We start from the raw sequence: 24,224 nt of genomic DNA, 5'->3' as shown, positions 1-24,224 counted from the left end.
GCTCAGGCCGGTGTCGTCTCGGCTGGTGTCGTCTCGGCCGGCGTCGCCTCCGCCAGCGCGTCGATGCCCTCTGGCGAGAGGGCGTGGTGCAGCGCCAGCAGACTGGCGCCCAGCAGGCCGGCGTCCCGTGACTGCGTGGCGGTGTGGATGTCCAGGCGTTGGGTCGCCAACGGCATCGCTCGTTGATAGACGACCTCGCGGACACCGGCCAGCAGGTGCTCCCCGGCGCCGGCCATCCGCCCGCCCACGGCGATCACCTCGGGGTTCAGGAAGCTGATGCTCGCGGCGAGGACCTCGCCGAGGTCGCGTCCGGCCTGCCGCACTGCGCGGATGGCCTCCAGATCGCCGGAGTCCACGAGGCTGACCACGTCACGGCCCCCGAGCACGTCCTGTCGGCCGGCACGGCGCAGTCGGTCCGCCAGCCGTGAGCCGGAGGCCACCGCCTCGAGGCAGCCTTCGTTGCCGCAGTGGCAGTAGACACCGTCGCCGGAGCGGACGCGGACATGTCCGATGTCTCCGGCGATGCCCTGGGCGCCGCGCTGCAGACGTCCCCCGGAGATGATGCCGGCGCCGATGCCGGTGGCGACCTTCACGAACAGGAAGTGCTCCACCGGCCGGGCCAGCCTGCTGTGCTCACCCAGGGCCATGAGGTTGACGTCGTTGTCCACCAGCACCGGTGCGGCGAGGTGCTGATGGAACCATCCGGGCACGTCGAAGCCGTCCCAGCCGGGCATGATCGGAGGGCGGGCGGGGCGACCTGTCTCGAAGTGCACCGGCCCCGGCAGCCCGATGCCCACCGCCATCACGTCCTCGCGGCTTCGGGAGAGCTCGACGAGCAGCTCGTCGGCCCGCCGCATGACCTGCGTCAGCACAGCCTCGGGTCCGGAGGCGATGTCCAGGGGCTCCTCGTAGGTGTTCAGCTGCGCATTGAGCAGGTTCACCACAGCCAGCCGGACGTGGCTGGCCCCAAGGTCGACGGCGAGCGCGAGCCTGGCATCGGGCAGCAGCGCCACGCGCCGTGGAGGGCGCCCTCCGGTGGAGGCGCCGGCGGTGGCGGGCCCGATGAGGCCCAGCTGCGCCAGCGCGGAGAGCCGATCATTGACTGTGGAGCGGGCCAGCCCCGTCAGACCGGCGAGCTCGGTGCGGCTCTTGGGCACGCCATCGCGCAGCAGCTGAAAGAGGTCGCTGGCTCCTGTTCCACCGAGCGCATTGGTGCTTCTGGCCACGTGCATGGACACCAGTGAACCATACTTCCACTGCCGTCCAGGCGTTGAGTGGCGATTCACTGCAGAGTTATGTTGACCTTCGCCAGAAGTGGGTCTACTGTGATCACTGTCGGACGACGTGACAGGCCTCACAGTCTGTGGCGGCGCTCTCATGATCCATCCCGGTCGGCCCGCAGCCCGAGCCTTCCCCGAATCAGCCTGAAGGAGCACGACGCCAGTGCACAATCTGTCCATCCAGCTCTACACCGTCAGGGGAAGCCTCGAGGCCGACCCCGCGTCCGCTCTCGAGCGCCTCGCCTCCATCGGCTTTCGCCAGGTGGAGCCGTTCGGCCTCGTCGACTTCGCCGATCGGCTTGCTGAGCCGTTGGAACGCCTGGGCCTCTCCGCGCCCACGGCCCACGTCAAGCTCGCCGGAGCTGACCTGGACGCGGTCTTCAGCGCCGCCCGTAGCCTGGGCGTCGACACGGTCATCGACCCGATGATCGATCCGGCACGGTGGACGACCCGCGAAGGAGTGGAAGCCGTGGCCGCTGAGCTCCGAGAGGCCTCCGCACGGGCCGCCGAGCAGGGACTGCGCGTGGGCTACCACAACCACGCCTTCGAGCTGGAGAGCCGGATCGCCGGGACCTCTGCCCTGGAGGTCTTCGCCGAGGCAGTGGGCGACGCCGTCGACCTGGAGGTCGATACCTACTGGGCCGAGGTCGGCGGAGAGTCCGCTCCCGAGCTGCTGCGTCGCCTGGGTGAGCGCGTCGTGGCGATCCACGTCAAGGACGGACCGAAGACCAAGGTGAACACGGACCAGGTGGCCGTCGGCGCCGGCAGCATGCCGATCCAGGAGATCCTCGCCGCCGCGCCGCGGGCCCTGCCGGTGGTGGAGCTGGACGACTTCTCCGGAGAGATCTTCGACGCCGTCACCGCCAGCCACTCTCATCTGACCAGCAGCTGATCGATCCTAACGGGACGACCCGCACGAAGAAGCCCGCCTGATGATCCCAGACCAGGAGAACCGCATGGCCCCCAGCACCAGCACCGGAATCACCGCCTCCGAGGCGCCGAAGCAGACCCCCTCGGCCGACGGCCGGGTCGGCGTCGGCATCGTCGGCGCCGGAGTGATCAGCAACGAGTACCTGAAGAACCTCACGGCCTTTCCCGACCTCGCAGTGGCGTTCATCGCTGATCTGGACACGGCTCGCGCGGCCGAGCAGGCCGAGGCCTGGGGTGTGCCGGACTCCGGTTCCTATGCGGAGCTGCTGGCGCGGGAGGACATCGAGATCGTCGTCAACCTGACCATCCCGGCAGTGCATGTGGAGGTGGCGCTGCAGGCGGTGCGGGCCGGCAAGCACGTCTGGAGCGAAAAGCCCTACGCCCTGGACCGCGAGTCCGGGCACCAGCTCAGGCAGGCCGCCGAACAGGCGGGGGTGCGGATCGCCGTCGCCCCCGACACCTTCCTGGGGGCGGGGCTGCAGACGGCGCTGCGCACGGTCCGCAGCGGGGCGATCGGCACCCCGCTGACCGCGCTGACCCTCTTCCAGGTACCCGGACCGGAGTCCTGGCACCCCAGCCCGGAGTTTCTCTTCGCCCGCGGCGCGGGCCCGCTCTTCGACATCGGCCCGTACTACCTGACCACCCTGGTCCAGTTCTTCGGTCCGATCCGTCGGGTGGCCGCCACCGGCTCCCAGGCGCGAGCCACCCGGGTGATCGGCTCGGGTCCCAAAGCCGGGACCGAGTTTCCCGTCGAGGTCCCCACCCATGTCAGCGCGCTCATCGAGTTCGAGTCCGGAGCCAGCGCCCAGTCGGTCTTCAGCTTCGACTCTCAGCTTCCGCGGGCGGGCTTCGTGGAGATCGCCGGCAGCGAGGGCACTGCCGTGCTGCCTGATCCCAACGTCTTCGACGGCGAGACGACGCTGCACACCGGTGGTGCCGAGCCTGAGGTCATCTCCCCTCAGGGCTCCTTCCACACCCGTGGCACCGGCGTCGCCGAGCTGGCGCAGGCGATCAGAGCCGACCGCCGGGAGCGTGTCCCGGGTGACTTGGCGCTGCATGTGCTCGACGCCATGGTCTCCATCGCGGAGGCGGCCGAGTCCGGACAGTTCGTCGAGGTCGCCAGCACTGTGGAGGTCTCGGAGCCGCTCGACATCGACTGGGACCCCACTCGGCCCACCCATTGATCTGATCTTCACTCACCACTCTCACCGTTTGATGAAGGGACCCTTGTCATGGCCACCACCGATCGCCTCGCCGCCCGCGGCGGCACCGTCCGCCGTGTGACCACCCTGCCCCTGGCCGTGCTGGCCGCGGGCACCCTGGCTGCCTGCGGCTCCAGCCCTGCCGAGGATGTGGACACCGAGAACATCTCCGGGTCCATCACCTACTGGGCCTCCAACCAGGGTGACTCCGTCACGGAGGACGAGCAGGTCCTCTCCGAGACCATCGAGCGCTTCACCGAGGAGACCGGTGTGGAGGTGGAGCTGGAGGTCATCCCCTGGAACGACCTGCAGAACCGCATCCTCACGGCGGTCTCTTCTGGAGACGGCCCCGATGTGCTGAACATCGGCAACACCTGGGCGGCCTCGATGCAGGCGACGGGCGCTTTCCTCGAATGGGAGGGCGAGGTGCTGGAGGCCATCGGAGGCGAAGAGCGTTTCATCGGCTCCAGCTGGGCCACCGGCGGCGCGGAGGGTGAGACCCCCACCTCGGTTCCGCTCTACGCGCTGAGCTACTCGCTCTACTACAACACCGAGATCTTCGAGGAGAACGGCATCGAGGAGCCCCCGGGCACCTGGGAGGAGTTCGTCGATGTCGCCCAGGAGCTCACCCAGGACACCGACGACGACGGCAGCATCGACCAGTGGGGCTTCACCCTCGCCGGTGCCAGCATCTCGAACAATGCCCATGCGGCGTTCATCCGCGGCCTGCAGCACGGCGGTGAGCTCTATGACGAGGACGGCGAGCCGGACTTCACCAACGACGCCGTCGTCGCCGGAGTCGAGGAATGGGTCCAGCTGATGGGGGAGGACGGCGTGGTCTCGCCCTCCGACGCCGAGCTGGTCAACGGCGCGGAGTCGGTGGAGCAGGTCGCGAGCGGCCAGGCGGCGATGGTCTTCGACCAGGCGCCGGGCAACGTGTTCTCCAACCGGGACTTCGACGGCTACGCCGCGGCAGAGATGCCGATGCTAGACGTCGACGCCACCGGGCTGGAGGCCACTCAGTCCCACGTGGCGGGGATCAACATCAGCGTCTTCGAGAACTCGGACAACATCGATGCCGCCGTGGCCTTCGTCGCCCACATGACCAGCGACGAGGAGCTGACGTACCTCAACCAGGAGTTCACCGCGCTGCCGGTGGTCTCCGACCTCTATGAGGACGATGCCTTCCAGTCCGAAGAGATCCAGCTCAAGCAGCAGATCCTGGAGGACCACGCCCAGCCGATGCCGCTGTACCCCTCGGAGAGCCAGATGGAGACGGTGGTCGGAACGGCCATCCGGGACCTGCTCGCCGATGTGGCCCAGGGTGGCGAGGTGACCGAGGACGACGTGCGTGAGGCCTTGGCCACGGCCGAGTCGCAGATGTGACGGAGGACCAGGATGCCAGTCGAGCCGAAGGTCAAGGAGCCGCCGGAGCGGGAGCGGTCCGTCGATGACGCCGCCTCCGCCCGGCACAACGGGAAGCTGACCCCTTCCGAGAGGAATCAGCGCCGCGCGCAGGCCAAGGTGGCCGGGCAGGTGGTGCAGACCGCAGGAGCGGGCCGTCGGGACCGGCTCTTCCCCTACGCGCTGATCGCACCAGCCAGCGTGATGGAGCTGCTGATCCACATCATCCCGATGGCGCTGGGCGTCTACATCGCCTTCCTGGGGCTGAATCAGTTCACCATCGGCAACTGGCTGCAGGCGCCGTTCGTCGGCCTGGAGAACTTCGTCACCGGGCTGGACCCGGACGGGCCGATCGGCAGCCAGTTTTACGCCGCCCTGCTGCGCACCGTGGTCTACACGCTGATCAGCGTGGGGGCCGCGTGGGCGCTGGGCATGTTCGCCGCGGTGCTGCTGACCTCCAAGGTCAAGGGGCGTGGGTTCCTGAGGACGCTGTTCCTGACTCCGTACGCCTTGCCGCAGTACGTCGGGGCGATCGCCTGGGCGTTCATGTTCAACCAGCGCGACGGCGTCATCAACCGGATCCTGGTCCAAGACCTGGGAATCCTGGACGAGGGCCCGTTCTGGCTGCTGGGCGGCAACGCCTTCTGGGTGACCGTGGTGGTCACGGTGTGGCAGTTCTGGCCCTTCGCCTTTCTGATGCTGCTGGCGGCGTTGCAGAACATCCCGGACGACGTCTACGAGGCCGCCGCCTTGGACGGGGCGAGCCTGTGGAAGCAGTTCACTACGATCACCCTGCCGATGATCCGGCAGGCCAATGTGGTCATGCTGCTGATCCTCTCGCTGTGGATCTTCAACCAGTTCAACATTCCGTATGTGCTGTTCGGTCCGGCGTCGCCCCCGGAGGCCACGCTGATCTCACCGCTGATCTATGAGCAGTCGTTCAACTACTGGAACTTCGGTGTCGGCGGCGCGATGAGCGCGCTGCTGCTGGTGGCGCTGGTGATCGCCTCGGCGTTCTACATCAAGCTGGTCATGCCGAAGGGGAAGGCACTCCATGATTGAGACCCGCGGATTCAAGATTCTGCGCGCCGTGGGGCTGACCTTCCTCACCGCGATCGTCGTGCTGCCGCTCTACGTGATTTTGGTGACCAGCGTGAAGCCCCTGGAGGACGTCCGCGGGGTGTTCAGCTGGCTGCCCTCCCGGATCACGCTGCAGCCCTATATGGACATCTGGACGACGGTGCCGTTGGCGCACTACTTCGTCAACAGCCTGATCGTGGTGGTCACCGCGACGATCTTCTCCGTGGTGCTGGCGGTGCTGGGCGCCTACGCGCTGTCCCGGTTCCCCTTCAAGGGGGCCCGCACCTTCTCCATGATGGTGCTCTCCACCCAGATGTTCCCGGGGATCCTGTTCCTGCTGCCGCTGTTCCTGATCTTCACGCAGATCCAGCGCACCGTCGGCATCCAGCTCAACGGGTCGTATCTGGGCCTGATCCTGACCTACATGACGTTCTCGCTGCCGTTCGCGATCTGGATGCTCAGCGGATTCTTCGCCTCCATCCCCAAGGATCTGGAGGAGGCGGCCATGATCGACGGGACCGGCCGCATGGGTGCCCTGATCCGGGTGGTGCTGCCGGTGGCCAGGCCGGGGATCATCGCCGTGTCGGTCTACTGCTTCATCACCGCCTGGGGCGAGGTGCTCTTCGCCTCGGTGATGACCAATGCGGACACCCGTACCCTGGCGATCGGGCTGCGGGCCTACGCCTCGCAGACCGACGTCTACTGGAACCAGCTGATGGCGGCCTCCGTCGTGGTGTCCCTGCCGGTGCTCATCGGGTTCATGCTGGTCCAGCGGCATCTGGTCACCGGGCTCTCGGCGGGTGCGGTGAAGTGAGGGGCCACGCGATCGAGGCAGGGACCGATCAATGATCGACAGGAATGCAGGACAGGCGAGGAGAGTTCGTGAGTCATCAGGGAAAGGACAACGTGACGGGTCGTACTGATCAGCCAGGAGACGTGACGAGGGTCGGAGTCATCGGACTCGGATGGGCCGGGCAGCAGCATCTCGAGGCCTTCAGCCAGGCCGCGGGAGTCGAGGTCCTGGCCCTGGCGGGGATGGAAGACGATCTGCGGCAGACGCTGGGCGGGCAGTACGGCGTCCCGCATCTGGTGCGGACCTGGGAGGAGCTCCTGGAGGTGGACTCGCTGGATGCGGTCAGCATTGCGGTGCCGACGTTCCTCCATGCCCCCATCGCGATCGCAGCCCTCGAGAGGGGCCTCCACGTGCTCTGCGAGAAGCCGCTGGCCCGAGACGCTGACGAGGGCCAGATCATGGTCGACGCCGCCCGCCGGGCCGGGCGCGTGCTCGACGTCGCGTTCAACCACCGCCGACGCGGCGACATCAGAGCTCTCAAGGGGGTCATCGACTCGGGTGAGCTGGGGCGTTCCTACTACGCGAAGGCCTCCTGGCTGCGCCGTCAGGGGATTCCTCAGCTCGGAAGCTGGTTCACGAGCAAGGAGCTCTCCGGCGGAGGTCCGCTGATCGACATCGGGGTCCATGTGCTGGACTACGCCCTCTACCTACTGGACGAGCCGAAGGCGGTCACCGTCTCGGCCTCCGCGTTCGCCGAACTGGGCACGCGAGGCAGAGGCGGGGCGAAGAACGTCTCCGTGACCCGTGAGGATGCGGACCGCGCCTATGAGGTCGAGGACTTCTCCTCGGCGTTCGTGCGGTTCGACGACGGTTCCACGCTGATCTTGGAGGCCGGGTGGGCCACGTACCGCGAGGCCGAGGACCTGCTGGACTTCTCCGTGTACGGGACCGAAGGGGGAGCCCACCTGCACGTGGCCGGGGCCGCCAAGACGCCGGTGGGCGAGCTGAGGGTCTTCACCGACGAGGACGGTGAGACGGCTGACTATGCGCTCACGGCCGAGCCGGGACGCGGGCATGGGCAGGTGATCCAGGACTTCATCGAGGTGATCCGGGGTGATCGCGTGATGTGGCGCGACCATGACGGGTCCCTGGCACTGGAGCGGGCACGCATCATCGATGCCTGCTACCGGTCGGCGGCCGCACGACAGGAAGTGAGGCTGGCCGATGCCTGAGAGTCCGCTGCGGATCCTGGTCTGGAACGAAGGCGTGCACGAGGAGCTGGCCGAGCCCCAGCACATCGGGGAGATCTATCCGGAGGGAATGCACGGGGCCATCGCCGCGGGCCTCCGGAAGCACCTCCCGGAGGCGGAGGTCGCCACTGCCACGCTCAGTGACGTGGAGCACGGGCTGACCGAGGAGCGGCTGGCCCGCACCGACGTCCTGCTGTGGTGGGGCCACCGGGCCCATGACGACGTCGGGGAGGAGATCGTCGACCGCGTGCATCGGCATGTCCTGGCGGGAATGGGACTGCTGGTGCTGCATTCCGGGCACTTCGCGAAGGTCTTCCAACGGCTGATGGGCACCACGTGCTCGTTGGCCTGGAGGAACCGGGGAGAACGGGAGCTCGTCTGGACGGTGAATCCCAGCCATCCCATCGCCGAGGGGATCCCGAACCCGCTCATCGTCCCCGAGCAGGAGATGTATGGAGAGTTTTTCGACGTGCCCGAACCCGAGTCGCTCATCTTCATCAGCTCCTTCGCCGGCGGGGAGGTCTTCCGCTCCGGACTCACCTACTCCCGGGGCCACGGCCGGATCTTCTACTTCAGCCCGGGCGACCAGGACTATCCCGTCTATCACCAGGCCGAGATCCAGCGGGTGCTGGCCAACGGCGTGCGGTGGGCCGCCAGGCCGGGGCATGGACGAGAGGCCCCGGCGGTGTCGAATCCGGCGCACGGCTGGTTCGACGAATCCCATGCCGGCGCAGGCGCTCCACCGGGGAACTCATGACGGGCCGAGCCGGACATCCGGTGACGGGCGACGAGGACGATCAACACACAGGACCGGGAGCCCCGCAGTACGTGGCGGACATGGCGCGACCGAGACAGGGGGATCCATGCAGAAGCTGAAGGCAGGCATCATCGGAGGCGGGTTCATGGCCCGGACCCACACGGCGGCGGCCCGTGCGGCCGGAGCCGACGTGGTGGGGCTGGTGTCCTCATCCCCGGATCGCAGCACCGCGGCGGCAGAGCCCCTGGGAGTGACCCCGGCGTCGAGTGTGGAGGAGCTGATCGAGCGCAGCGACGTCGTCCATGTCTGTTCGCCCAACGCCCGGCATGCCGAGCACGTCCGCGCGGTCCTCCGGGCGGGCCGTCATGTGATCTGTGAGAAGCCGCTGGCCGTGGACGCCGCCGAGGCCGCCGAGCTGGCCGAACTGGCCGAGAGCGCCGGCGTCGTGGCCTCGGTCCCGTTCGTCTACCGCTTCCACCCCATGGCCCGGCAGGCTCGCAGCGAGACCTCCGCAGGGAGGCTGGGCAGGCTGCTCACCGTGCGCGGCGCCTATCTGCAGGACTGGCTGCTCGACGCCGAGGAGTCGAACTGGCGGGTCGATCCGCAGGTCTCCGGGCGCTCCCGGGCCTTCGGGGACATCGGCTCCCATCTGGTGGACCTTCTGGAGTTCATCACGGGGGAGCGGATCGTGCGGCTCAGCGCGGCCACCACCATCGCCCACCCGCAGCGCGGGGGAGCCGAAGTCGTCACCGAGGACGCCGCCGCACTGACCGTGGAGCTCACCGGGGGCGCGCTGGGCAGCCTGATGGTCTCCCAGGTCAACGCCGGGCGGAAGAACCAGCTGACATTGGAGCTCTCCGGGGCCGAGGGCAGCGTGTTCTTCGACCAGGAGCACCCTGACGAGCTGTGGCTGGGCCGTGCCGACGGCTCGGTGACCATCGCGCGGGACCCCGCCGTGATGGACGAGGACGCCGCTCGGCTCTCGCTGGTCCCCTCGGGCCACCCGATGGGCTACCTGGATGCCTTCGCCGCCTTCGCGCGGGACACCTACGCGCGGATCGGCGGCGAGCAACCCGCGGGCCTGCCCACCTTCGCCGACGGCGCCCGGGCGAACCGGATCATCGACGCCGTGCTGGAGTCCGCGCAGAGCGGACGCTGGGTCGACGTCGCCCCATCGGAGCGGCCTGTGCCTGCCCGGACCTGACCTCCGCGAGGAGCACGGGCCGTTCCGGCGCGTGAGCACCGGACCACCGAGACCTCATCCCCAACACACGACATCAGGAGAGACATGAGCGCAGCAGAGCACGCTTCCCACCCCGTCACCCTGTTCACCGGCCAGTGGGCGGACATGCCCTTCGAGGAGTTGGCGGCCCGGGCCGCCGAATGGGGCTATGACGGCCTGGAGATCGCCGCCAGCGGGGACCACCTGGATCTGCGGCGGGCTGATGAGGACGACGAGTACCTGCAGTCTCGGTTGGAGATCCTGGACCGCCACGGGCTGAAGGTCTGGGCGATCTCCCATCACCTGGGCGGCCAGGCCGTCTGCGACGACCCCATCGACTTCCGCCACGAGGCGATCCTGCGTGACTACGTCTGGGGCGACGGCGAGCCCGAGGGAGTGCGCCGGCGGGCGGCGGAGGACATGAAGCGCTCCGCCCGCGTGGCACGGAAGCTGGGGGCCGACGTCGTCGTCGGGTTCACCGGCTCGAAGATCTGGCAGTACGTGGCCATGTTCCCGCCGGTGCCCGGTGAGGTCATCGACGCCGGGTACCAGGATTTCGCGGACCGTTGGAACCCGATCATGGACGTCTTCGATGAGCAGGGTGTGAAGTTCGCCCTGGAGGTCCACCCCTCGGAGATCGCCTACGACCACTGGACCACGGTGCGCGCGCTGGAGGCCATCGGCCACCGTGAGGCCTTCGGGCTGAACTGGGACCCGAGCCACATGTTCTGGCAGGGGATCGACCCGATCGGGTTCATCACCGACTTCGCCGATCGGATCTACCACGTGGACTGCAAGGACACCCGGCTGCGGCCGCAGACCGGGCGCAGCGGGATCCTGGGCTCTCACCTTCCCTGGGGTGATCCGCGGCGCCGCTGGGACTTCGTCTCCACCGGTCACGGGGACATCCCCTGGGAGGACGCCTTCCGCGCGCTGGGGCACATCGGCTACTCGGGTCCGATCTCCATCGAGTGGGAGGACGCGGGCATGGACCGCCTCCACGGGGCCGCCGAGGCGGTGGGGCGTATCCGTTCGCTGCTGTGGAAGCGTCCGGAGGCCTCCTTCGACGCCGCCTTCTCCAATCAGTAGGAGAAGGAGTCAGCCGGCGGCACCGCCATCGGGTGCTGTCGGCATCTCGCCCCGCCTCTGAGTCAACACGCGGTCACGGGCATGACTGAGGTGGTCGGCGAGTGCCTGGCGTGCGGTGACCTCGTCCCCGTCCTGAATGGCAGCCATGATGGTGTCATGTTCAGCCACCACATTCGTGGGTGTCGTGCTGCGGTGCGCGGAGAACTTGCCCATCGTCAGGTGGATCTCCCCGGAGATCATCTCGTACATCCGTTGGAGGCGTTCGCTCTGGAATCCGTTGACGAGACCCCAGTGGAATGCGATGTCGGCTTGCACCTGTTCGGCGAAGTCTTTCTGCTCGGCAGCGCTCCGCATCGATGACTGCGCGCGCTTCACCTCGGCTGGCAGATGGCGCTGTCCTGCCAAGTGCGCGACGGCTGTGGATTCAAACGTGGTGCGGCTGAAGAACAGGTCCTTGATCTCGTCCTCGTCGAGCTCTGGCACGGCGGCCGATCTGTGGGCGACTCTCCGCAGCAGTCCTTGGCTTGTGAGACGCTCGATGCAGGACTTCGCGGTGGGGCGGGCCACGCCGTACTCTTCGACGACCCGAAGCTCCGTGACCTTCTCTCCCGGCTCGATCTCGCCGTTGATGATCCGGGTCCGCAGGGACTCGAAGAGGGCCTCCGTCAGTGATGAGGGGCCGAGCTTGATCTGAGTGCTGCTGGCAGGCACATCTCGTCCTTTCACGGTCCATCTCAGCCTGCCGCAGATGGCGTCATGGAGCTGAGGATGTCTTATCTGATCACTTGCCTGACAACAGCATAGCGCTGAGCTCAGAGGCGTCACTCAGTTCTTGAGCCATGACAAGGTCTCTTCGGTCTTTCTCGTCGGCTTGTACTCAGCGCTTACGGTGCCTGAATACCCTGACGTCTGCAGGGCCGCGGCAAGTGAGGCCCAGTCCAGCTCTCCTGATCCAGGCTCGCCGCGGTCCGGCGTGTCGGCGAGCTGGACATGCCCGATCCTCCCTGCAGACTCGTCGGCAGCACGGGAGGGGTCCACTCCGTTGCGGCTCAGGTGGAAGGTGTCGAGCAGCAGGGCGGAGCCATGACCGACCTCGTCGGCCAGCTCGAGACCCTGGTGGTGCGTGGTGAGCGGATACGTGCCGTTCAGGCCTTCGGCGAGAGGCTCAATGAGGACTGTCCCTCCGATCTCCTCGACCGCTTCCGCAGCTCGCCGGTAGGCCGTCACGGCGATCGTGCGATGTGTGGAGGGTTCTGCGCCCCCGTCTGGCTGTCCGTAGAGCAGGTTGAATCCACGGCAACCCGTGGCGAGCGCGACTCGTAGGACGGCCTCCGTGTTCGCCTCCAGCTCCGCCTGCCGCTCGGGCCTGCACGCGATGCCGCGCTCTCCTCCCGCCATATCTCCGGCGAAGAAATTCAGTCCGGTCAGCCGCACCCCGGAGTCATGGATGGTGCCGACCAGATCGTCAAGGGCCGCATCGCCCGGATGGGCCCGGGTGAAGGGCCACCAGCTTTCGACGGCGCCGAAGCCGGACTCGAACGCTGCTTCGAATCGTTCCATGTACGGAAGCTCGGTAAAGAGGAGGGAGACGTTTGCGCTGATCTCGTAGCCATTCCACTGCATAGGTGCATCTTGTCATACAATGAATAGCATGTCATCATGTCTGACAACACACGCTGGAGTGTGACGTGAGCCATAGACGACGGGAGTACCTGTGAGAGCACCAGAGGCAAGGCCTGACATGCAGGAGAGCCTGAGAACCCCGGAGTGGTACAGGACGGCGACTCGGTGGACACAGCTGACGTTCACCGAGGACGACCCCTCCGCACTCGACGTCGACTTCTGGGTTGATGTCTTGCGCCGGTCCCGATCCAACGCTCTCTGCCTGAGCGCAGGTGGCTACATGGCCTTCTACCCGACGGAGATTCCCTATCACCACAGGAGCCGACATCTTGGGGACTCCGATCCTTTCGGCACTCTGGTGGAGAGCGCCCGCTCACTGGGCATGCACGTCATGGCGCGAGTGGACCCGCATGCCATCCATGAGGAAGCGGCCGCAGCTCATCCCGAATGGCTGGCCCGAGACGAGAACGGCCAAGCCATGGAGCATGACTCGATGCCTGGGCTCTGGTGGACAGATCCGTTCAGCAGCTATCACCGGGAATTCATCACCGAGGTTGCCGTGGAGATCACCAGGAAATACGACATCGACGCCGTCTTCGCCAACCGCTGGGAAGGACCTCCTCGGAGGGTGTCCTACAGTCCGGCATCGATGCGGGAGTTCCTGCGGGGCACCGGCATGGAACTCCCCAGTGAGTCCGAGCCTGAGGATCCTGCCTGGTCTGTATACAGGGAATGGCGGAGTCGGAAGCTCAGCGAACTGGTGGTGATCTGGGACGATGCCGTTCGAGCTGTGAAGTCGCATGTTCGGTTCATCCCCAACCGTGGTGCCAATCTGACTCGAGATCTTGTCCGCGAGATGGTGGATGACCGATATCCGATGTTCTTCGTGGACAAGCAGGGGCGTTCCGGCGTCGAACCGTCCTGGGTTCCCGGACGCATCGCGAAGCGGGCCCGAGGGCTCTACCCAGATAGGCCCGTGGCTCTCATCACCTCCGTGGGGCCTGAATCCCATGAGGCACGGTGGAAGGATTCTGTGGCCGACCCGGAGGAGACCACCAGTCTGATCGTCGACGGTTTCGCCCACGGTGCGCGGCCCTGGTTCACCAAGTTCAAGGGGGAGATCTTCGATCAGCGATGGGTCGCGCCGATCGTGGAAGCTTATGAGCTCCATGAAAAGGCCGAGCATGTGCTGGAGCGGTTGACTCACACCGGTGAGGTGGCGCTCTTGGACAGCCGGGTCTCTGCGGACGCGCTGCCAGACGAGTCCTATGTGCCCGGTCGGCCTGAGCACGAAGACGGCGTCTACCAGGCTCTGATAGAGGCGCGGATCCCCTTCGTCTATATCGCTGATGAAGCCTTGACGGCAAAGCGGCTGGAGGGGGTCCGAGTTCTGGTGCTTCCTGCCTGTCCGGCGTTGAGCACGGCGCAGCGTCAGGTGATCGAGGAGTTCGTCGAGGCAGGGGGAAATGTCGTGGCTGCCTTCGACTCCAGCCTGGCGGGGGAGCCGGGTGAGAGGGTGCTGGAGCTGGGGGAGCTCTTGGGCGTGCGTCTCACGGAGGATGTCCGCGGCCCCTTGAAGAACAAGTACATGACCATTGAGAAGGAACACACTCTTTCCTCCGGCTACGAGGGTGCTCAACGGATCGTCGGCGGAACACAGGTGCTGGGAGTGGAGCTCCTCGGAGAGGCGCAGGAGATCTTCCGCTTCGTGCCCGATTACCCGGACCTTCCTATGGAGGAGGTCTATCCCAGGCCTGGCGCCTCCACGCCGGCTGTCGTGACGCGCGAGCATGCCTCGGGTGGGCGGACTGTGTACGTCGCGTTCAACCTGGGGGAGATCTACTGGGAGTTCCTGCAGTCCGATCACGGGCGCCTGGTGGGGAACGCGGTCCGCTGGGCGCTGGGGGGCCGGCCGCAGGTAGAGGTCTGTGGCCGAGGGTTGGTCGACGTCGCTGTCCAGCGAGGGCATGGCGAGTTGGCGGTCACCCTGGTCAACCTCACCAATCCGATGGCCATGCGGGGGCAGAACCATGAGCTGATTCCCCTGAAGGACCAAGAGGTCCGCATCCGGCTGCCAGAGGGTGTCTCGGAGGTGACGGCCACCCTGCTCTATGCCGACGGGCAAGCGGGGGTTTCTGTGGAGGACGGTGTGGCGACGGTTCCGGTCGCGCGGATTGACCGGCTGGAGACTGTGCACCTCGTATGGCCGGTCTGAGCCGGAGGAGGTCACTGACGTGCACCAGTGGCAGAGATTTTTCGGAAGCAGTGAACGAGGGATTGAGGAGAGTGTAGATGCGTATCGGTTTCATCGGGCTCGGGGTGATGGGTGCTCCTATGGCCTTGAACTTGCTCAAGGCAGGGCACACGCTCACTGTGCACCGGGTGAGGGAGCGCCACCAGGGCCTGCTGGAGGCGGGTGCGGTGGCAGCAGATAGTCCCCAGGAGGTTGCGGAGAAGTCCCAGGTGATCGTCCTGATGCTTCCGGATACGCCTGATGTGGAGAAGGCCGTCATCGGGGCCGATGGCGTTCTGAGCGGGCTGCAGGAGGGTTCGCTGGTGATCGACATGAGTTCGATCTCCCCGGTGGTGACCAAGGACGTGGCGGCTTCCGTCCGCAGAGCCGGGGGAGAGTACATCGACGCGCCGGTCTCTGGGGGTGAGGCGGGAGCCAGGGAAGGCGCGCTCACCATATTCCTGGGTGGGTCGGAGGCCGCTGTCGAAGAGGCCATGCCACTGTTCCAGACCCTGGGGAAGAACATCACCCACATGGGCGAGGTGGGCGCCGGACAGGCGACCAAGGTGGTGAATCAGATCATCGTGGGGCTGACCATCGAGGCGGTGGCCGAAGGGCTCTCTGTGGCGGAGGCGTCCGGCATTGACGCTGGCAAGGCACGGGAGGCGCTGTCCGGAGGGTTCGCGTCCTCCAGGATCCTGGAGATGCACGGGCAGCGCATGGTCAATCGGACGTTCGACCCCGGCTTTCGGATCCGGCTGCATCGGAAGGATCTCGGTCTGGCGTTGGCCGCCGCGGAGCATCACGGCGTTGAGCTTCCCGGCATCGAGGTGGTGGCCCGCCAGATGGACAAAGCTCTCGCGAAGGACTGGGGTGAGCTCGATCATGCGGCCCTGTTTCGCCTGATCGCCGAGAGGGACGTATGAGCCAGAGATGGTGGAACGCACCCTTCCGGACGGTTCAGACCAATCTGCGGGAGATCGACGCGGGGCTCGACGTCGAGCAGACTGCAGACGCGATACAGAGCTTCGGTGCGAACACCTGGTTGATCAGCGTCGGGGGGATCATCGCGAACTACCCCAGCAAGCTCGCGTGCCAGACGGTCAATCCTGTGCTGGGGGAGAGGGAATCGGGGGATCTGGTCGGCGACGCGGTGGTGGCTGCCCACGATCGGGGCATGCGCCTCCTGGGTCGCATGGACTTCTCGAAGATCGATGCTCGTCGAGCTGAGGAGCATCCCGAGTGGTGCTTCGTCAGTCCCGAGGGAGTGCCTCAGACCTACAACGGGTATCGAAGTGTCTGTCCCAGCGGCGACTACTACCAGCAGAAGATGTTTGACGTCATCGAAGAAGTGATGAATGGATATGACATCTCCGGATTCTTCTTCAACATGATGACCTTCAACGAGTTCGACTACAGCCGCGCGTACTGGGGGGTCTGCCACTGCGAGCCGTGCTTGGAGGGCTTTCGAGCGTTCGCTCCTGGGCTGGAGCATCCTCGAAGCCCGGAATCCAGCGGATACTCACGCTGGAAGCAGTTCACCGCACACGTCCTTGATGATCTGCATGCGCGGATGACTGCGCATATCCATGCCATTCGTCCCCACGTGGCGCTGATCATGGGCGACAAGGCGGACATCACGTTCCACGAGGCCAACAACGCCGTGGGGAGGGCGCTGTGGCACCACCACACCGCTGAGCAGGTCAGTGCGGCGCGGTCTGGGAACCAGGAGCGCCCGGTTTTCGTCAACTCTGCGGCCTTCGTCGACATGCCGTATCGCTGGGCAGGGGAGGATCCTCACCGCTATGCGCAGTACTTGGTGCAGACGATCGCCACCGGTGCCCAGCCTTCCCTCTACCTCATGGGCCGCATCGAGGACAGCAAGTACGAGGCTGTCGAGGCCGGTGCGGAGGTGATGCGATTCCATCGGGACAACGAAAGGATCTACACAGACCTTCGATCTGATGCCAAGGTCGCTCTTGTACGGATCTCAAAGCCGGACGCCCCTGATCCACAGCGGCGGCGGGCCGAGTTCGAGGGCCAGTATCTGGCCCTGACTGAGAAACATGTGCCGTTCGACGTCGTCCGCCAGGACCGCCTCTCAGAGATGGACCCTGAACGCTATGCCCTGGTCATCCTTCCAGACCTCGGTGAGCTGCGACCTGAAGAGGTCAAGGCGCTGGAGGCGGTGCTGGCCGCAGGGGGCGGTGTCGTCGCCACCGGGGATTCCGGATGGCAACAGGGCTCGCCTCAGCTCGGCGGCGACGAGCCGCTGGCCCAGCAGCGTGCCGCCTTCGTGACTCAGGAGTCCGTGCGCTCACTTCATGTTCCGGTGAACGACTCTGGTGACCTTGCCCCCGTGGTGGGGGGATTCCACGTGTTGGAGCCGCGTCCCGGGGCACAGGTCGACTGGCTCGCCGTAGGGCGCGCGCTCTACGGGCCCCCTGAGAAGTGCTACGGGCATCACCCCACGTCTCACCCCGGGTGGGTCGCCGGCCGGCATGGAGCCGGGGTGCTCGCCTATGCACCGTGGCGACCAGGACTCACCTATCGGACGATCGGCCTCAGCGCGGTTCGTGATTCCTGGGTGGCGAAGATTCTCACGACCTCAGGGGAAGCCTTGCAGGTGCGGAGCAGCCTGCCCCAGCACGTGCAGATCGTTCCGGGCCGGAATCATGAGGCCTCGGTCGTTCACCTCCTCAACCGCACAGGAGATGCAGATCAGCGCTTCATGCCCCCCGTCCCTCTTGCTGAGGCGGCACTGCACCTTGATGTCTCGTGGGCGGTGTCTAGGGTCCGTGCCCGCGTCGCTGACCAGGAGCTGGAGTGGAGGCAGTCGGGCCGCGACCTCACGGTGAAGACGCCTCCGCTTGGCCTGTTCGAAGTCATCGAGATCAAGTGAAAAGTAACAAGACATGAATGATTGACAGACAATATGCTCGGCATTACAGTCGAATGCAGTCCGCTGAGTGATGCTCGTCACTGTGCAGGTGTTGCTCATGCTTATTGAGGGGAGAAGGTCATGCAGGCGTTCAACAGGCGAGACTTCCTGATCGGGGCCGGTGCTGCGGGTGGGATGGGGATGCTGGCCGCCTGCGGCGGTCTCGGCGGCGGCGGGGGCAATCAGGCTGGCACGCTCCGCTATGCGTTCTGGGGGAGTGATGTGCGTCAGCAGAATTATTCCGAGGCGTTCGGCATGATGGAGGACGAATACCCCGACATCAGCATGAACGTTGAATTTGCCGACTACAACGCTTTTCAAGAGCGCATGACGACGCAGATGGCCGCGGGGAATGTGGCAGACATATTCTGGGTGCCGGCTCCTCAGGTCATGACCTACTACTCAAACGGACTGTACCGCTCCCTTGAGGGGATCGATACCCTGGACCTCTCGGATTACAGCGACCAGGATATTGAGGACTTTCGCCTCGATGGAGAGCACAACACTATGCCGTTCGGAACATTTGTGCCCGTCATCAGATACAACGCAACATTTGTCGAAGAGTATGGAGTTGACCTTCCTGACGAGTGGACCTGGGATGAGTTCGCAGAGTTTGCGATCGATTTCTCCAGTGGAAATCCCGACGGCGTCAAAGCTCTGACGTATGACGCGCAGGCAGACCTCCCGTTCGAAGGATGGATCCGGCAGCGCGGCGAAGAGCTGTGGACAGAGGACGGGCAGATCGGATTCAGCCAGGAGACCTTGGAAGAATGGATCGAGTGGTGGGAGAACCTGCGCGAGGCTGGTGCCACGACCTCCATCGGCGAACAGGACGGGATCGAAGGCAGCTGGGAAGACATCGGCGACATCGTCTTGATGCGTTTCGGAAATTCGAACCATATTGTCGATGACGCCGCGATGTTCCCTGATTACGAGTTCCGGCTGAGGCACATGCCTGAGGCCCAGAGTGCGGCCGAGGGGTATCAGTACCTCTACTTCCCGAGAATGGCGATCTACAAGGATGCCGATGATGACCAGGCTGAGCTTGCGGGAAGTGTCCTGACGTTCTGCACCTCGAATGTTGAGATGCAGCAGATCGTCGGTCTGACAATGGGTGTTCCCCCGAACCCGCGTGTGGCAGAGGAATATGCGGAGGTCGCAACAGCTGAAGAGCTCGAAATGCTGGAGCTCGTGGCGGAGGACCGTGATGTCGACCGCCGTCCCCGGTACGAGGCGCCCCCCGGCACCAACACCTGGCGGGACGTTCTGCGTCGGCAGCTCGAGCAGGTGACCAATGGGAACCGGAGCATCACGGAGGCCGCGGAAGCGACGATCAGCGAGATCGACAGCGGGATCCAGGGCTGAGCGGTCGGTGATTTGAGATGACCAAGACTGTGGAAGAGGCCGCTGACGTGCAGCCCGTGTGGCAACGGCCATCAGGCCCGCCGAAGAAGACCACGAGGAAGTCCACGCTGGGCAGGCAGGACGGCGTCGCACATGTCTTCATGCTGCCGTGGTTGTTGGGGCTCGTGTTCATCACATCGGTTCCGATGCTGGCTTCGCTGTATCTGTCGTTCACGAACTACAACATCATGGGGTCTCCTGAATGGACCGGGCTTGCGAACTATGAACGAATGGCCGGAGACGATCGGTTCTGGAGCGCGGCACAGGTCACGGCAACCTATGTCCTGGTGTCGGTGCCGCTCCAGCTGGCCTTTGCCCTTGGCCTGGCTCTGATCCTGGATCGTGGGCTCAAGGGGCTCACGTTTTACAGGAGCGCCTACTATCTACCCTCCCTCCTGGGGGCAAGTGTGGCGGTGGCGGTTCTCTGGCGTCAGGTGTTCGGTCACAGCGGACTCATCAACCAGATGCTCGAGATGATCGGGATCCAAGGGACCAACTGGCTGCAGAACCCGGACACGGCGCTCAGTACATTGATCATCCTCAACGTCTGGACGTTCGGTGCACCCATGGTGATCTTCCTGGCGGGTCTGCGTCAGATCCCTGAGGAGCTCTATGAGGCGGCCCGAGTTGACGGGGCTTCAGTGGTGAGGCAGTTCGGCAGTGTCACGATCCCACTGCTCACGCCCATCATCTTCTTCAACCTCATCCTGCAGACGATCGGATCGTTCCAGGCTTTCACCCAAGCCCATGTGGTCAGCGGCGGAACCGGCGGCCCAGTGGACTCGACGCTCTTCTACACGCTGTACATCTACCAGCAGGCGTTTGTGAACTTCGACATGGGGTATGCCTCAGCGCTGGCCTGGGTGCTCCTGCTCGTCATCGCGCTCATCACTGGTGTGCACTTCCTTCTGTCCAAGTACTGGGTTTTCTACGGAGACTGATATGAGTGAGCAGGCATTGTCGAGGAAGGCCCAGGCGGAAGGCACGGAAGTTGCGTCACCGATGGAGTTGGGCCCATCCACCACCTCACGGGTCATAGGCCCCAGGGAGGCCAGGCGGTCGGGCAGACGCAACAGCATCATCCGCCATGCAGCGCTGATCATCTTCGGGCTGTTCATGCTGTATCCCCTGATCTGGATGGCAGTCAGCGCCTTCAAACCATCACACCTGGTGCTCACTGACCCGAGCATCATCCCCACTGAGCTCACACTGGAGAACTTCCGCAACGGATGGCACGTGGCCGGCCTGCCCTTCTGGGTCTTCTTCGGAAACTCTCTGATCCTCGCGATCAGCTGCATCGTGGGGAACCTGTTCGCCTGCTCGTTGACGGCCTATGCTTTGGCCCGCCTCAACTTCAGGGCACGCAAGTGGTACTTCGCCATCGTCCTGGTGTCGGTGATGCTGCCCATCCACGCGGTGATCATCCCCCAGTACATCGTCTTCTCTCAGCTGGACCTCGTGAACACTTTCATCCCCCTGGTGCTGCCCAAGTTCCTGGCTACTGATGCATTCTTCATCTTCCTGATGGTGCAGTTCATCCGAGGCATCCCGAAGGAGCTTGATCAGGCAGCCGTCGTCGACGGAGCAGGTCCGTTTCGGGTGTTCTGGTACGTGATCTTCCCCCTGATGCGTCCAGCCCTCGTGACGACGACGATCTTCACCTTCATCTGGACGTGGAACGACTTCTTCGGCCAGCTGATCTATCTCACAGACTCCGGCATCTGGACGGTGCCGATCGCGTTGAACGCGCTCCTGGACTCTGAGTCGAATCAGGGGGCCGGGACGCTGATGGCCATGTCAGTGGTCTCCCTCATCCCGATCCTGCTGTTCTTCGCCTTCGCCCAGAAGTATCTGATCCGGGGGATCTCGACGACGGGGCTGAAGTGAGACGCATCATTCACGTCAAGTCCTCAGCTGGCCCTTCTCTTGAGCAGATCCGTGCCGCGGCGCCGGATTGCCAGGTGCAGGCGGTGGATCGTCTTTCACCACTGGGAAGTGCGGGGTCGGCCTCGTCTCCAGAAGCGGGCTCTGCTGTGCTCGGGGCGTCCCCACGAGACGACCTCCACAGAATTCCCGGGCTGGACTGGGTCCATTCGGGTGCCGCCGGCGTTGACGGCTGGTTGACGGGCGGAGTCCTGCCGCAAGGGGTGACCCTCACGTCCGCCGCCGGCAACGGCGCGATTCCTCTGGCTGAGCACGCCTTGATGCTTGTGTTGATGCTCAGTCGCGACGCTCCGCGGTGGATGAAGGCTCAGCGGGAGCACCGCTGGGATCGTTTCACCCACGGTGAGCTAGCCGGCCAGACCCTCGGGATCATCGGCTACGGGAACAGTGGCCAGGACCTGGCGCGCAAGGCTCAGGCGTGTCATATGAAAGTACAAGCTCTCCGCAGATCGCCCTCTGGAGAGACGGACGGTCAGATTCGCCTGCTCTATGGAGATGCGGGACTGAAGCAGCTGCTCGACACCAGTGACTTCGTGGTGGTCACTGCTCCGGTGACGTCGGAGACGCGCGGGATGCTGGGGCGCCCGCAGCTGCGGAGGATGAAACCAGGTACCTTTCTCATCGTCATCTCTCGGGGAGGGATCGTCGATGAGGAGGCTCTCCTGGAGGTGTTGGAGGACGGGCACCTGGCAGGAGCGGGGTTGGATGCCCACGGAGTGGAGCCGTTGCCTGAGGGCAGTCCCTTGTGGGATATGCCTCGAGTCATCGTCACACCGCACAACGGAGCGACCACTGACGCGACTCTTGAACGAGGTCACGCGATCCTTCTGGACAACGTCTCCCGGTGGGCTGCAGGGCGGAGCCTGCGCAACGTCGTGGATCGTTCACGCGGATACTGAGGGAGGATGCAGGGCCGGTACGATGGACGCATGACCGCCATCAACCTTGGTATGCCAGCTTCACCTCCGCCTGTCCTTGCCCCGCGCCGGAAGACGCGGAACTTCCAGGTCGGCAGTGTCGGCGTCGGCAGTGATCATCAGATCTCTGTGCAGTCGATGACCACCACCAAGACACACGACATCAACGGGACGCTGCAGCAGATCGCTGAGTTGACGGCCTCCGGCTGTGACATCGTGCGCGTCGCCTGCCCCACGGACAAGGACGCCGAGGCGCTGCCGATCATCGCGATGAAGTCGCAGATCCCGGTGATCGCTGACATCCACTTCCAGCCCAAGTATGTCTTCGCCGCCATCGAGGCCGGCTGCGGTGCGGTGCGGGTCAATCCGGGCAACATCCGCAAGTTCGACGACAAGGTCGGCGACATCGCGAAGGCCGCCAAGGACGCCGGGGTCTCGCTGCGCATCGGCGTCAATGCGGGCTCCCTGGACAAGCGCGTGATGGACAAGTACGGCAAGGCCACCCCCGAGGCGCTCGTCGAGTCGGCCGTCTGGGAGGCCTCGCTGTTCGAGGAGCACGACTTCCACGACTTCAAGATCTCCGTCAAGCACAACGACCCGGTGGTCATGGTCCAGGCCTACCAGCTGCTGGCCGAGCGCGGGGACTGGCCGCTGCACCTGGGTGTGACCGAGGCGGGCCCGGCGTTCCAGGGCACCATCAAGTCCTCGGTCGCCTTCGGGGCGCTGCTGTCCCAGGGCATCGGCGACACGATCCGGGTCTCCCTCTCGGCCCCGCCGGCCGAGGAGGTCAAGGTGGGCAACCAGCTCCTCGAATCGCTGAACCTGCGGCCCCGGAAGCTGGAGATCGTCTCCTGCCCCTCCTGCGGGCGGGCTCAGGTCGATGTCTACACGCTCGCCGATGACGTCACCGCCGGGCTGGAGGGCATGGAGGTGCCGCTGCGCGTGGCCGTCATGGGCTGTGTGGTGAACGGTCCGGGGGAGGCCCGCGACGCCGACCTCGGGGTGGCCTCCGGCAACGGCAAGGGACAGATCTTCGTCAAGGGCGAGGTCATCAAGACTGTGCCGGAGGACCAGATCGTCGAGACGCTGATCGCAGAGGCCAACCGCCTCGCCGAAGAGATGGATCTGGAGTCCGATGGAGATGCTCAGGCAACGGGTGCCCCTGTGGTCTCCGTCAGCTAACACCCTCGCCGCGCGGATCGACCACGCCACGGGCGGGGCGGTCCGCGTGCTCATGCCCGGGGACACCCCCGCGCTGCGCCGTCTGCTCGACGCCGACCCGGTGGTCAACGTCTCGGTGGCCACCACTCTGGCCAGCCGGGGTGGGGCCGGGCCCGGAAAGGGCCGCAACGGCGCGGTGTTCCTCGGGATCGACGCCGAGGCGGAGGAGGCTGACCCGGCCGACGCCTCCGCCGAGGACTCAGGCAGGGCACCGGAGCTCGCCGCCGCGTGCTGGGTGGGGTCGAACATCAACCCTGTCGGTGCCGACGCGGCCCAGGCTGAGCTGTTCGGCCTGGCGCTGGGTGTGATGCGCCGGCGGGTCTCCTCGATCTATGGGCCCGCCGAGGCCGTGCTGGAGCTGCACGAGGCCTCCGGTTGGCACAGCCCGCGGGATGTCCGCGCTGATCAGCCTCTGCTCACCATGACGGGGCCCTCCTCGGAGGTGCCGCTGCCCGGAGTGCGGCAGTCCCAGTCGGAGGACTTCGCGCGGGTGGAGCCGGCCTGCGCGGCGATGTTCACCGAGGAGCTGGGGTTCTCTCCCTACGCCCAGGGCTCCGCGCAGTATCGCGAGCGGATCCGCTCGCTCATCGCCGCCGGGCACTCGCAGGTGCTCACCGATCCGGTCACAGGTGAGGTCATCTTCAAGGCCGAGTACGGGGCTGTCACTGACGACGTCGTCCAGATCCAGGGGGTCTGGGTGCGTCCGGATCATCGTGGTCAGGGGCTGGCGGTGCCCGGTATGGCGGCCGTCGTCGACCATGCCCTCACGCTGGCGCCGACGGTGAGCCTCTACGTCAACAGCTACAACGCCCCAGCCATCCGCGCCTACCGTCGGGTGGGTTTCGAACAGGTCGGCACGTTCGCCACGGTGCTGTTCTGAGTCATGGCATCGTCTAGCCACAGGTGTGACATCATGCGTAGTCCCGGCGGCCCG

General features: G+C 65.5%; 21 protein-coding genes. 18 read left to right on the top strand and 3 right to left on the bottom strand.

Translation table 11 applies throughout. The annotated features are described in order from the left end of the window. Nucleotides 1–2: 2 nt before the first annotated feature. On the bottom strand, nt 3–1,232 hold the full coding sequence (locus ODE13_RS01140) for an ROK family transcriptional regulator (protein WP_322477613.1): 1,230 nt from the start codon (nt 1,230–1,232) through the stop codon (nt 3–5). 211 nt (nt 1,233–1,443) lie between these two features. Between ODE13_RS01140 and ODE13_RS01135 the strand changes: the two genes are divergently transcribed. From ODE13_RS01135 to ODE13_RS01095, 9 genes are all read left to right on the top strand, one after another. After that, nucleotides 1,444–2,172 carry a sugar phosphate isomerase/epimerase gene (locus ODE13_RS01135; RefSeq protein ID WP_322477612.1) on the top strand — a complete coding sequence of 243 codons (729 nt, stop codon included), beginning with the start codon at nt 1,444–1,446 and terminating at the stop codon, nt 2,170–2,172. Between the two features lie 64 nt (nt 2,173–2,236). Next, nucleotides 2,237–3,394, top strand: a complete 1,158-nt coding sequence (locus ODE13_RS01130) for a Gfo/Idh/MocA family oxidoreductase (protein ID WP_322477611.1) — start codon at nt 2,237–2,239, stop codon at nt 3,392–3,394. 48 nt (nt 3,395–3,442) lie between these two features. Further along, nucleotides 3,443–4,798, top strand: a complete 1,356-nt coding sequence (locus ODE13_RS01125) for a sugar ABC transporter substrate-binding protein (protein WP_322477610.1) — start codon at nt 3,443–3,445, stop codon at nt 4,796–4,798. Nucleotides 4,799–4,810: 12 nt separating this feature from the next. Then, nucleotides 4,811–5,878, top strand: a complete 1,068-nt coding sequence (locus tag ODE13_RS01120; protein ID WP_322477609.1) for a sugar ABC transporter permease — start codon at nt 4,811–4,813, stop codon at nt 5,876–5,878. Continuing rightward, on the top strand, nt 5,871–6,710 hold the full coding sequence (locus ODE13_RS01115) for a carbohydrate ABC transporter permease (RefSeq protein ID WP_179542337.1): 840 nt from the start codon (nt 5,871–5,873) through the stop codon (nt 6,708–6,710). The genes ODE13_RS01120 and ODE13_RS01115 overlap by 8 nt, the downstream gene beginning before the upstream one ends. Nucleotides 6,711–6,802: 92 nt before the next feature. Continuing rightward, complete coding sequence (locus tag ODE13_RS01110) at nt 6,803–7,921, top strand: Gfo/Idh/MocA family protein (RefSeq protein WP_416210523.1); 1,119 nt, start codon at nt 6,803–6,805, stop codon at nt 7,919–7,921. Beyond that, nucleotides 7,914–8,696 carry a ThuA domain-containing protein gene (locus ODE13_RS01105; RefSeq protein WP_322477607.1) on the top strand — a complete coding sequence of 261 codons (783 nt, stop codon included), beginning with the start codon at nt 7,914–7,916 and terminating at the stop codon, nt 8,694–8,696. The genes ODE13_RS01110 and ODE13_RS01105 overlap by 8 nt, the downstream gene beginning before the upstream one ends. A 106-nt stretch (nt 8,697–8,802) precedes the next feature. Then, nucleotides 8,803–9,900, top strand: a complete 1,098-nt coding sequence (locus tag ODE13_RS01100; protein ID WP_322477606.1) for a Gfo/Idh/MocA family oxidoreductase — start codon at nt 8,803–8,805, stop codon at nt 9,898–9,900. Nucleotides 9,901–9,984: 84 nt separating this feature from the next. Continuing rightward, nucleotides 9,985–11,007 (top strand): sugar phosphate isomerase/epimerase family protein, encoded by a 1,023-nt coding sequence (locus ODE13_RS01095; RefSeq protein ID WP_322477605.1) that lies wholly within the window; start codon nt 9,985–9,987, stop codon nt 11,005–11,007. A gap of 9 nt (nt 11,008–11,016) precedes the next feature. Here ODE13_RS01095 and ODE13_RS01090 read toward each other — a convergent pair whose 3' ends face one another. Beyond that, nucleotides 11,017–11,718 carry a GntR family transcriptional regulator gene (locus tag ODE13_RS01090; protein ID WP_322477604.1) on the bottom strand — a complete coding sequence of 234 codons (702 nt, stop codon included), beginning with the start codon at nt 11,716–11,718 and terminating at the stop codon, nt 11,017–11,019. 114 nt (nt 11,719–11,832) lie between these two features. Beyond that, nucleotides 11,833–12,630: a hydroxypyruvate isomerase family protein gene (locus tag ODE13_RS01085; RefSeq protein WP_322477603.1), complete on the bottom strand. Its 798-nt coding sequence runs from the start codon at nt 12,628–12,630 to the stop codon at nt 11,833–11,835. A 118-nt stretch (nt 12,631–12,748) separates the two neighbouring features. On the opposite strand from ODE13_RS01085, the gene ODE13_RS01080 reads away from it, so the two are divergent. The 9 genes from ODE13_RS01080 to ODE13_RS01040 all read left to right on the top strand — a co-directional run bounded on the left by ODE13_RS01080 (nt 12,749) and on the right by ODE13_RS01040 (nt 24,170). Next, nucleotides 12,749–14,845, top strand: a complete 2,097-nt coding sequence (locus tag ODE13_RS01080) for an alpha-amylase family protein (protein ID WP_322477602.1) — start codon at nt 12,749–12,751, stop codon at nt 14,843–14,845. Nucleotides 14,846–14,922: 77 nt separating this feature from the next. Further along, entirely contained in the window at nt 14,923–15,789 is an 867-nt protein-coding gene (locus ODE13_RS01075) for an NAD(P)-dependent oxidoreductase (RefSeq protein WP_322477601.1), read from the top strand. Next, nucleotides 15,786–17,765 (top strand): alpha-amylase family protein, encoded by a 1,980-nt coding sequence (locus ODE13_RS01070; protein ID WP_322477600.1) that lies wholly within the window; start codon nt 15,786–15,788, stop codon nt 17,763–17,765. The genes ODE13_RS01075 and ODE13_RS01070 overlap by 4 nt, the downstream gene beginning before the upstream one ends. Nucleotides 17,766–17,885: 120 nt before the next feature. Then, entirely contained in the window at nt 17,886–19,169 is a 1,284-nt protein-coding gene (locus ODE13_RS01065; RefSeq protein ID WP_322477599.1) for an ABC transporter substrate-binding protein, read from the top strand. A 17-nt stretch (nt 19,170–19,186) separates the two neighbouring features. Next, the gene (locus tag ODE13_RS01060) at nt 19,187–20,149 is read left to right on the top strand and encodes a sugar ABC transporter permease (protein ID WP_322477598.1); all 963 of its coding nucleotides are present in this window, start codon (nt 19,187–19,189) and stop codon (nt 20,147–20,149) included. Between the two features lie 196 nt (nt 20,150–20,345). Then, nucleotides 20,346–21,095 carry a carbohydrate ABC transporter permease gene (locus tag ODE13_RS01055; RefSeq protein WP_322477597.1) on the top strand — a complete coding sequence of 250 codons (750 nt, stop codon included), beginning with the start codon at nt 20,346–20,348 and terminating at the stop codon, nt 21,093–21,095. A gap of 317 nt (nt 21,096–21,412) precedes the next feature. Beyond that, complete coding sequence (locus tag ODE13_RS01050; protein ID WP_322477883.1) at nt 21,413–22,051, top strand: D-2-hydroxyacid dehydrogenase; 639 nt, start codon at nt 21,413–21,415, stop codon at nt 22,049–22,051. A 30-nt stretch (nt 22,052–22,081) separates the two neighbouring features. Beyond that, entirely contained in the window at nt 22,082–23,251 is a 1,170-nt protein-coding gene (gene ispG, locus ODE13_RS01045) for a flavodoxin-dependent (E)-4-hydroxy-3-methylbut-2-enyl-diphosphate synthase (RefSeq protein WP_179542349.1), read from the top strand. Continuing rightward, a complete protein-coding gene (locus ODE13_RS01040) occupies nt 23,211–24,170 on the top strand; it encodes a GNAT family N-acetyltransferase (protein WP_322477596.1) in 960 nt (319 codons plus the stop codon). Before ispG ends, ODE13_RS01040 begins: the two co-directional genes overlap by 41 nt. Nucleotides 24,171–24,224 lie beyond the last annotated feature (54 nt).

The sequence above is a fragment of the Nesterenkonia sp. HG001 genome, assembly GCF_034438835.1.
GTDB lineage: Bacteria > Actinomycetota > Actinomycetes > Actinomycetales > Micrococcaceae > Nesterenkonia > Nesterenkonia xinjiangensis.
This window is presented reverse-complemented; position numbering and strand designations above follow the sequence as displayed.

Excerpts from the sequence above, each read along its gene's own strand:
- ODE13_RS01060 (WP_322477598.1), top strand. The coding sequence starts at position 19,187 with ATGACCAAGACTGTGGAAGAGGCCGCTGACGTGCAGCCCGTGTGGCAA.
- ODE13_RS01070 (WP_322477600.1), top strand. The coding sequence starts at position 15,786 with ATGAGCCAGAGATGGTGGAACGCACCCTTCCGGACGGTTCAGACCAAT.
- ODE13_RS01095 (WP_322477605.1), top strand. The coding sequence starts at position 9,985 with ATGAGCGCAGCAGAGCACGCTTCCCACCCCGTCACCCTGTTCACCGGC.
- ODE13_RS01075 (WP_322477601.1), top strand. The coding sequence starts at position 14,923 with ATGCGTATCGGTTTCATCGGGCTCGGGGTGATGGGTGCTCCTATGGCC.
- ispG (WP_179542349.1), top strand. The coding sequence starts at position 22,082 with ATGACCGCCATCAACCTTGGTATGCCAGCTTCACCTCCGCCTGTCCTT.
- ODE13_RS01115 (WP_179542337.1), top strand. The coding sequence starts at position 5,871 with ATGATTGAGACCCGCGGATTCAAGATTCTGCGCGCCGTGGGGCTGACC.
- ODE13_RS01105 (WP_322477607.1), top strand. The coding sequence starts at position 7,914 with ATGCCTGAGAGTCCGCTGCGGATCCTGGTCTGGAACGAAGGCGTGCAC.
- ODE13_RS01140 (WP_322477613.1), bottom strand. The coding sequence starts at position 1,232 with ATGCACGTGGCCAGAAGCACCAATGCGCTCGGTGGAACAGGAGCCAGC.
- ODE13_RS01130 (WP_322477611.1), top strand. The coding sequence starts at position 2,237 with ATGGCCCCCAGCACCAGCACCGGAATCACCGCCTCCGAGGCGCCGAAG.
- ODE13_RS01055 (WP_322477597.1), top strand. The coding sequence starts at position 20,346 with ATGGCAGTCAGCGCCTTCAAACCATCACACCTGGTGCTCACTGACCCG.
- ODE13_RS01065 (WP_322477599.1), top strand. The coding sequence starts at position 17,886 with ATGCAGGCGTTCAACAGGCGAGACTTCCTGATCGGGGCCGGTGCTGCG.
- ODE13_RS01040 (WP_322477596.1), top strand. The coding sequence starts at position 23,211 with ATGCTCAGGCAACGGGTGCCCCTGTGGTCTCCGTCAGCTAACACCCTC.
- ODE13_RS01085 (WP_322477603.1), bottom strand. The coding sequence starts at position 12,630 with ATGCAGTGGAATGGCTACGAGATCAGCGCAAACGTCTCCCTCCTCTTT.
- ODE13_RS01050 (WP_322477883.1), top strand. The coding sequence starts at position 21,413 with ATGCTTGTGTTGATGCTCAGTCGCGACGCTCCGCGGTGGATGAAGGCT.
- ODE13_RS01100 (WP_322477606.1), top strand. The coding sequence starts at position 8,803 with ATGCAGAAGCTGAAGGCAGGCATCATCGGAGGCGGGTTCATGGCCCGG.
- ODE13_RS01125 (WP_322477610.1), top strand. The coding sequence starts at position 3,443 with ATGGCCACCACCGATCGCCTCGCCGCCCGCGGCGGCACCGTCCGCCGT.
- ODE13_RS01080 (WP_322477602.1), top strand. The coding sequence starts at position 12,749 with ATGCAGGAGAGCCTGAGAACCCCGGAGTGGTACAGGACGGCGACTCGG.
- ODE13_RS01120 (WP_322477609.1), top strand. The coding sequence starts at position 4,811 with ATGCCAGTCGAGCCGAAGGTCAAGGAGCCGCCGGAGCGGGAGCGGTCC.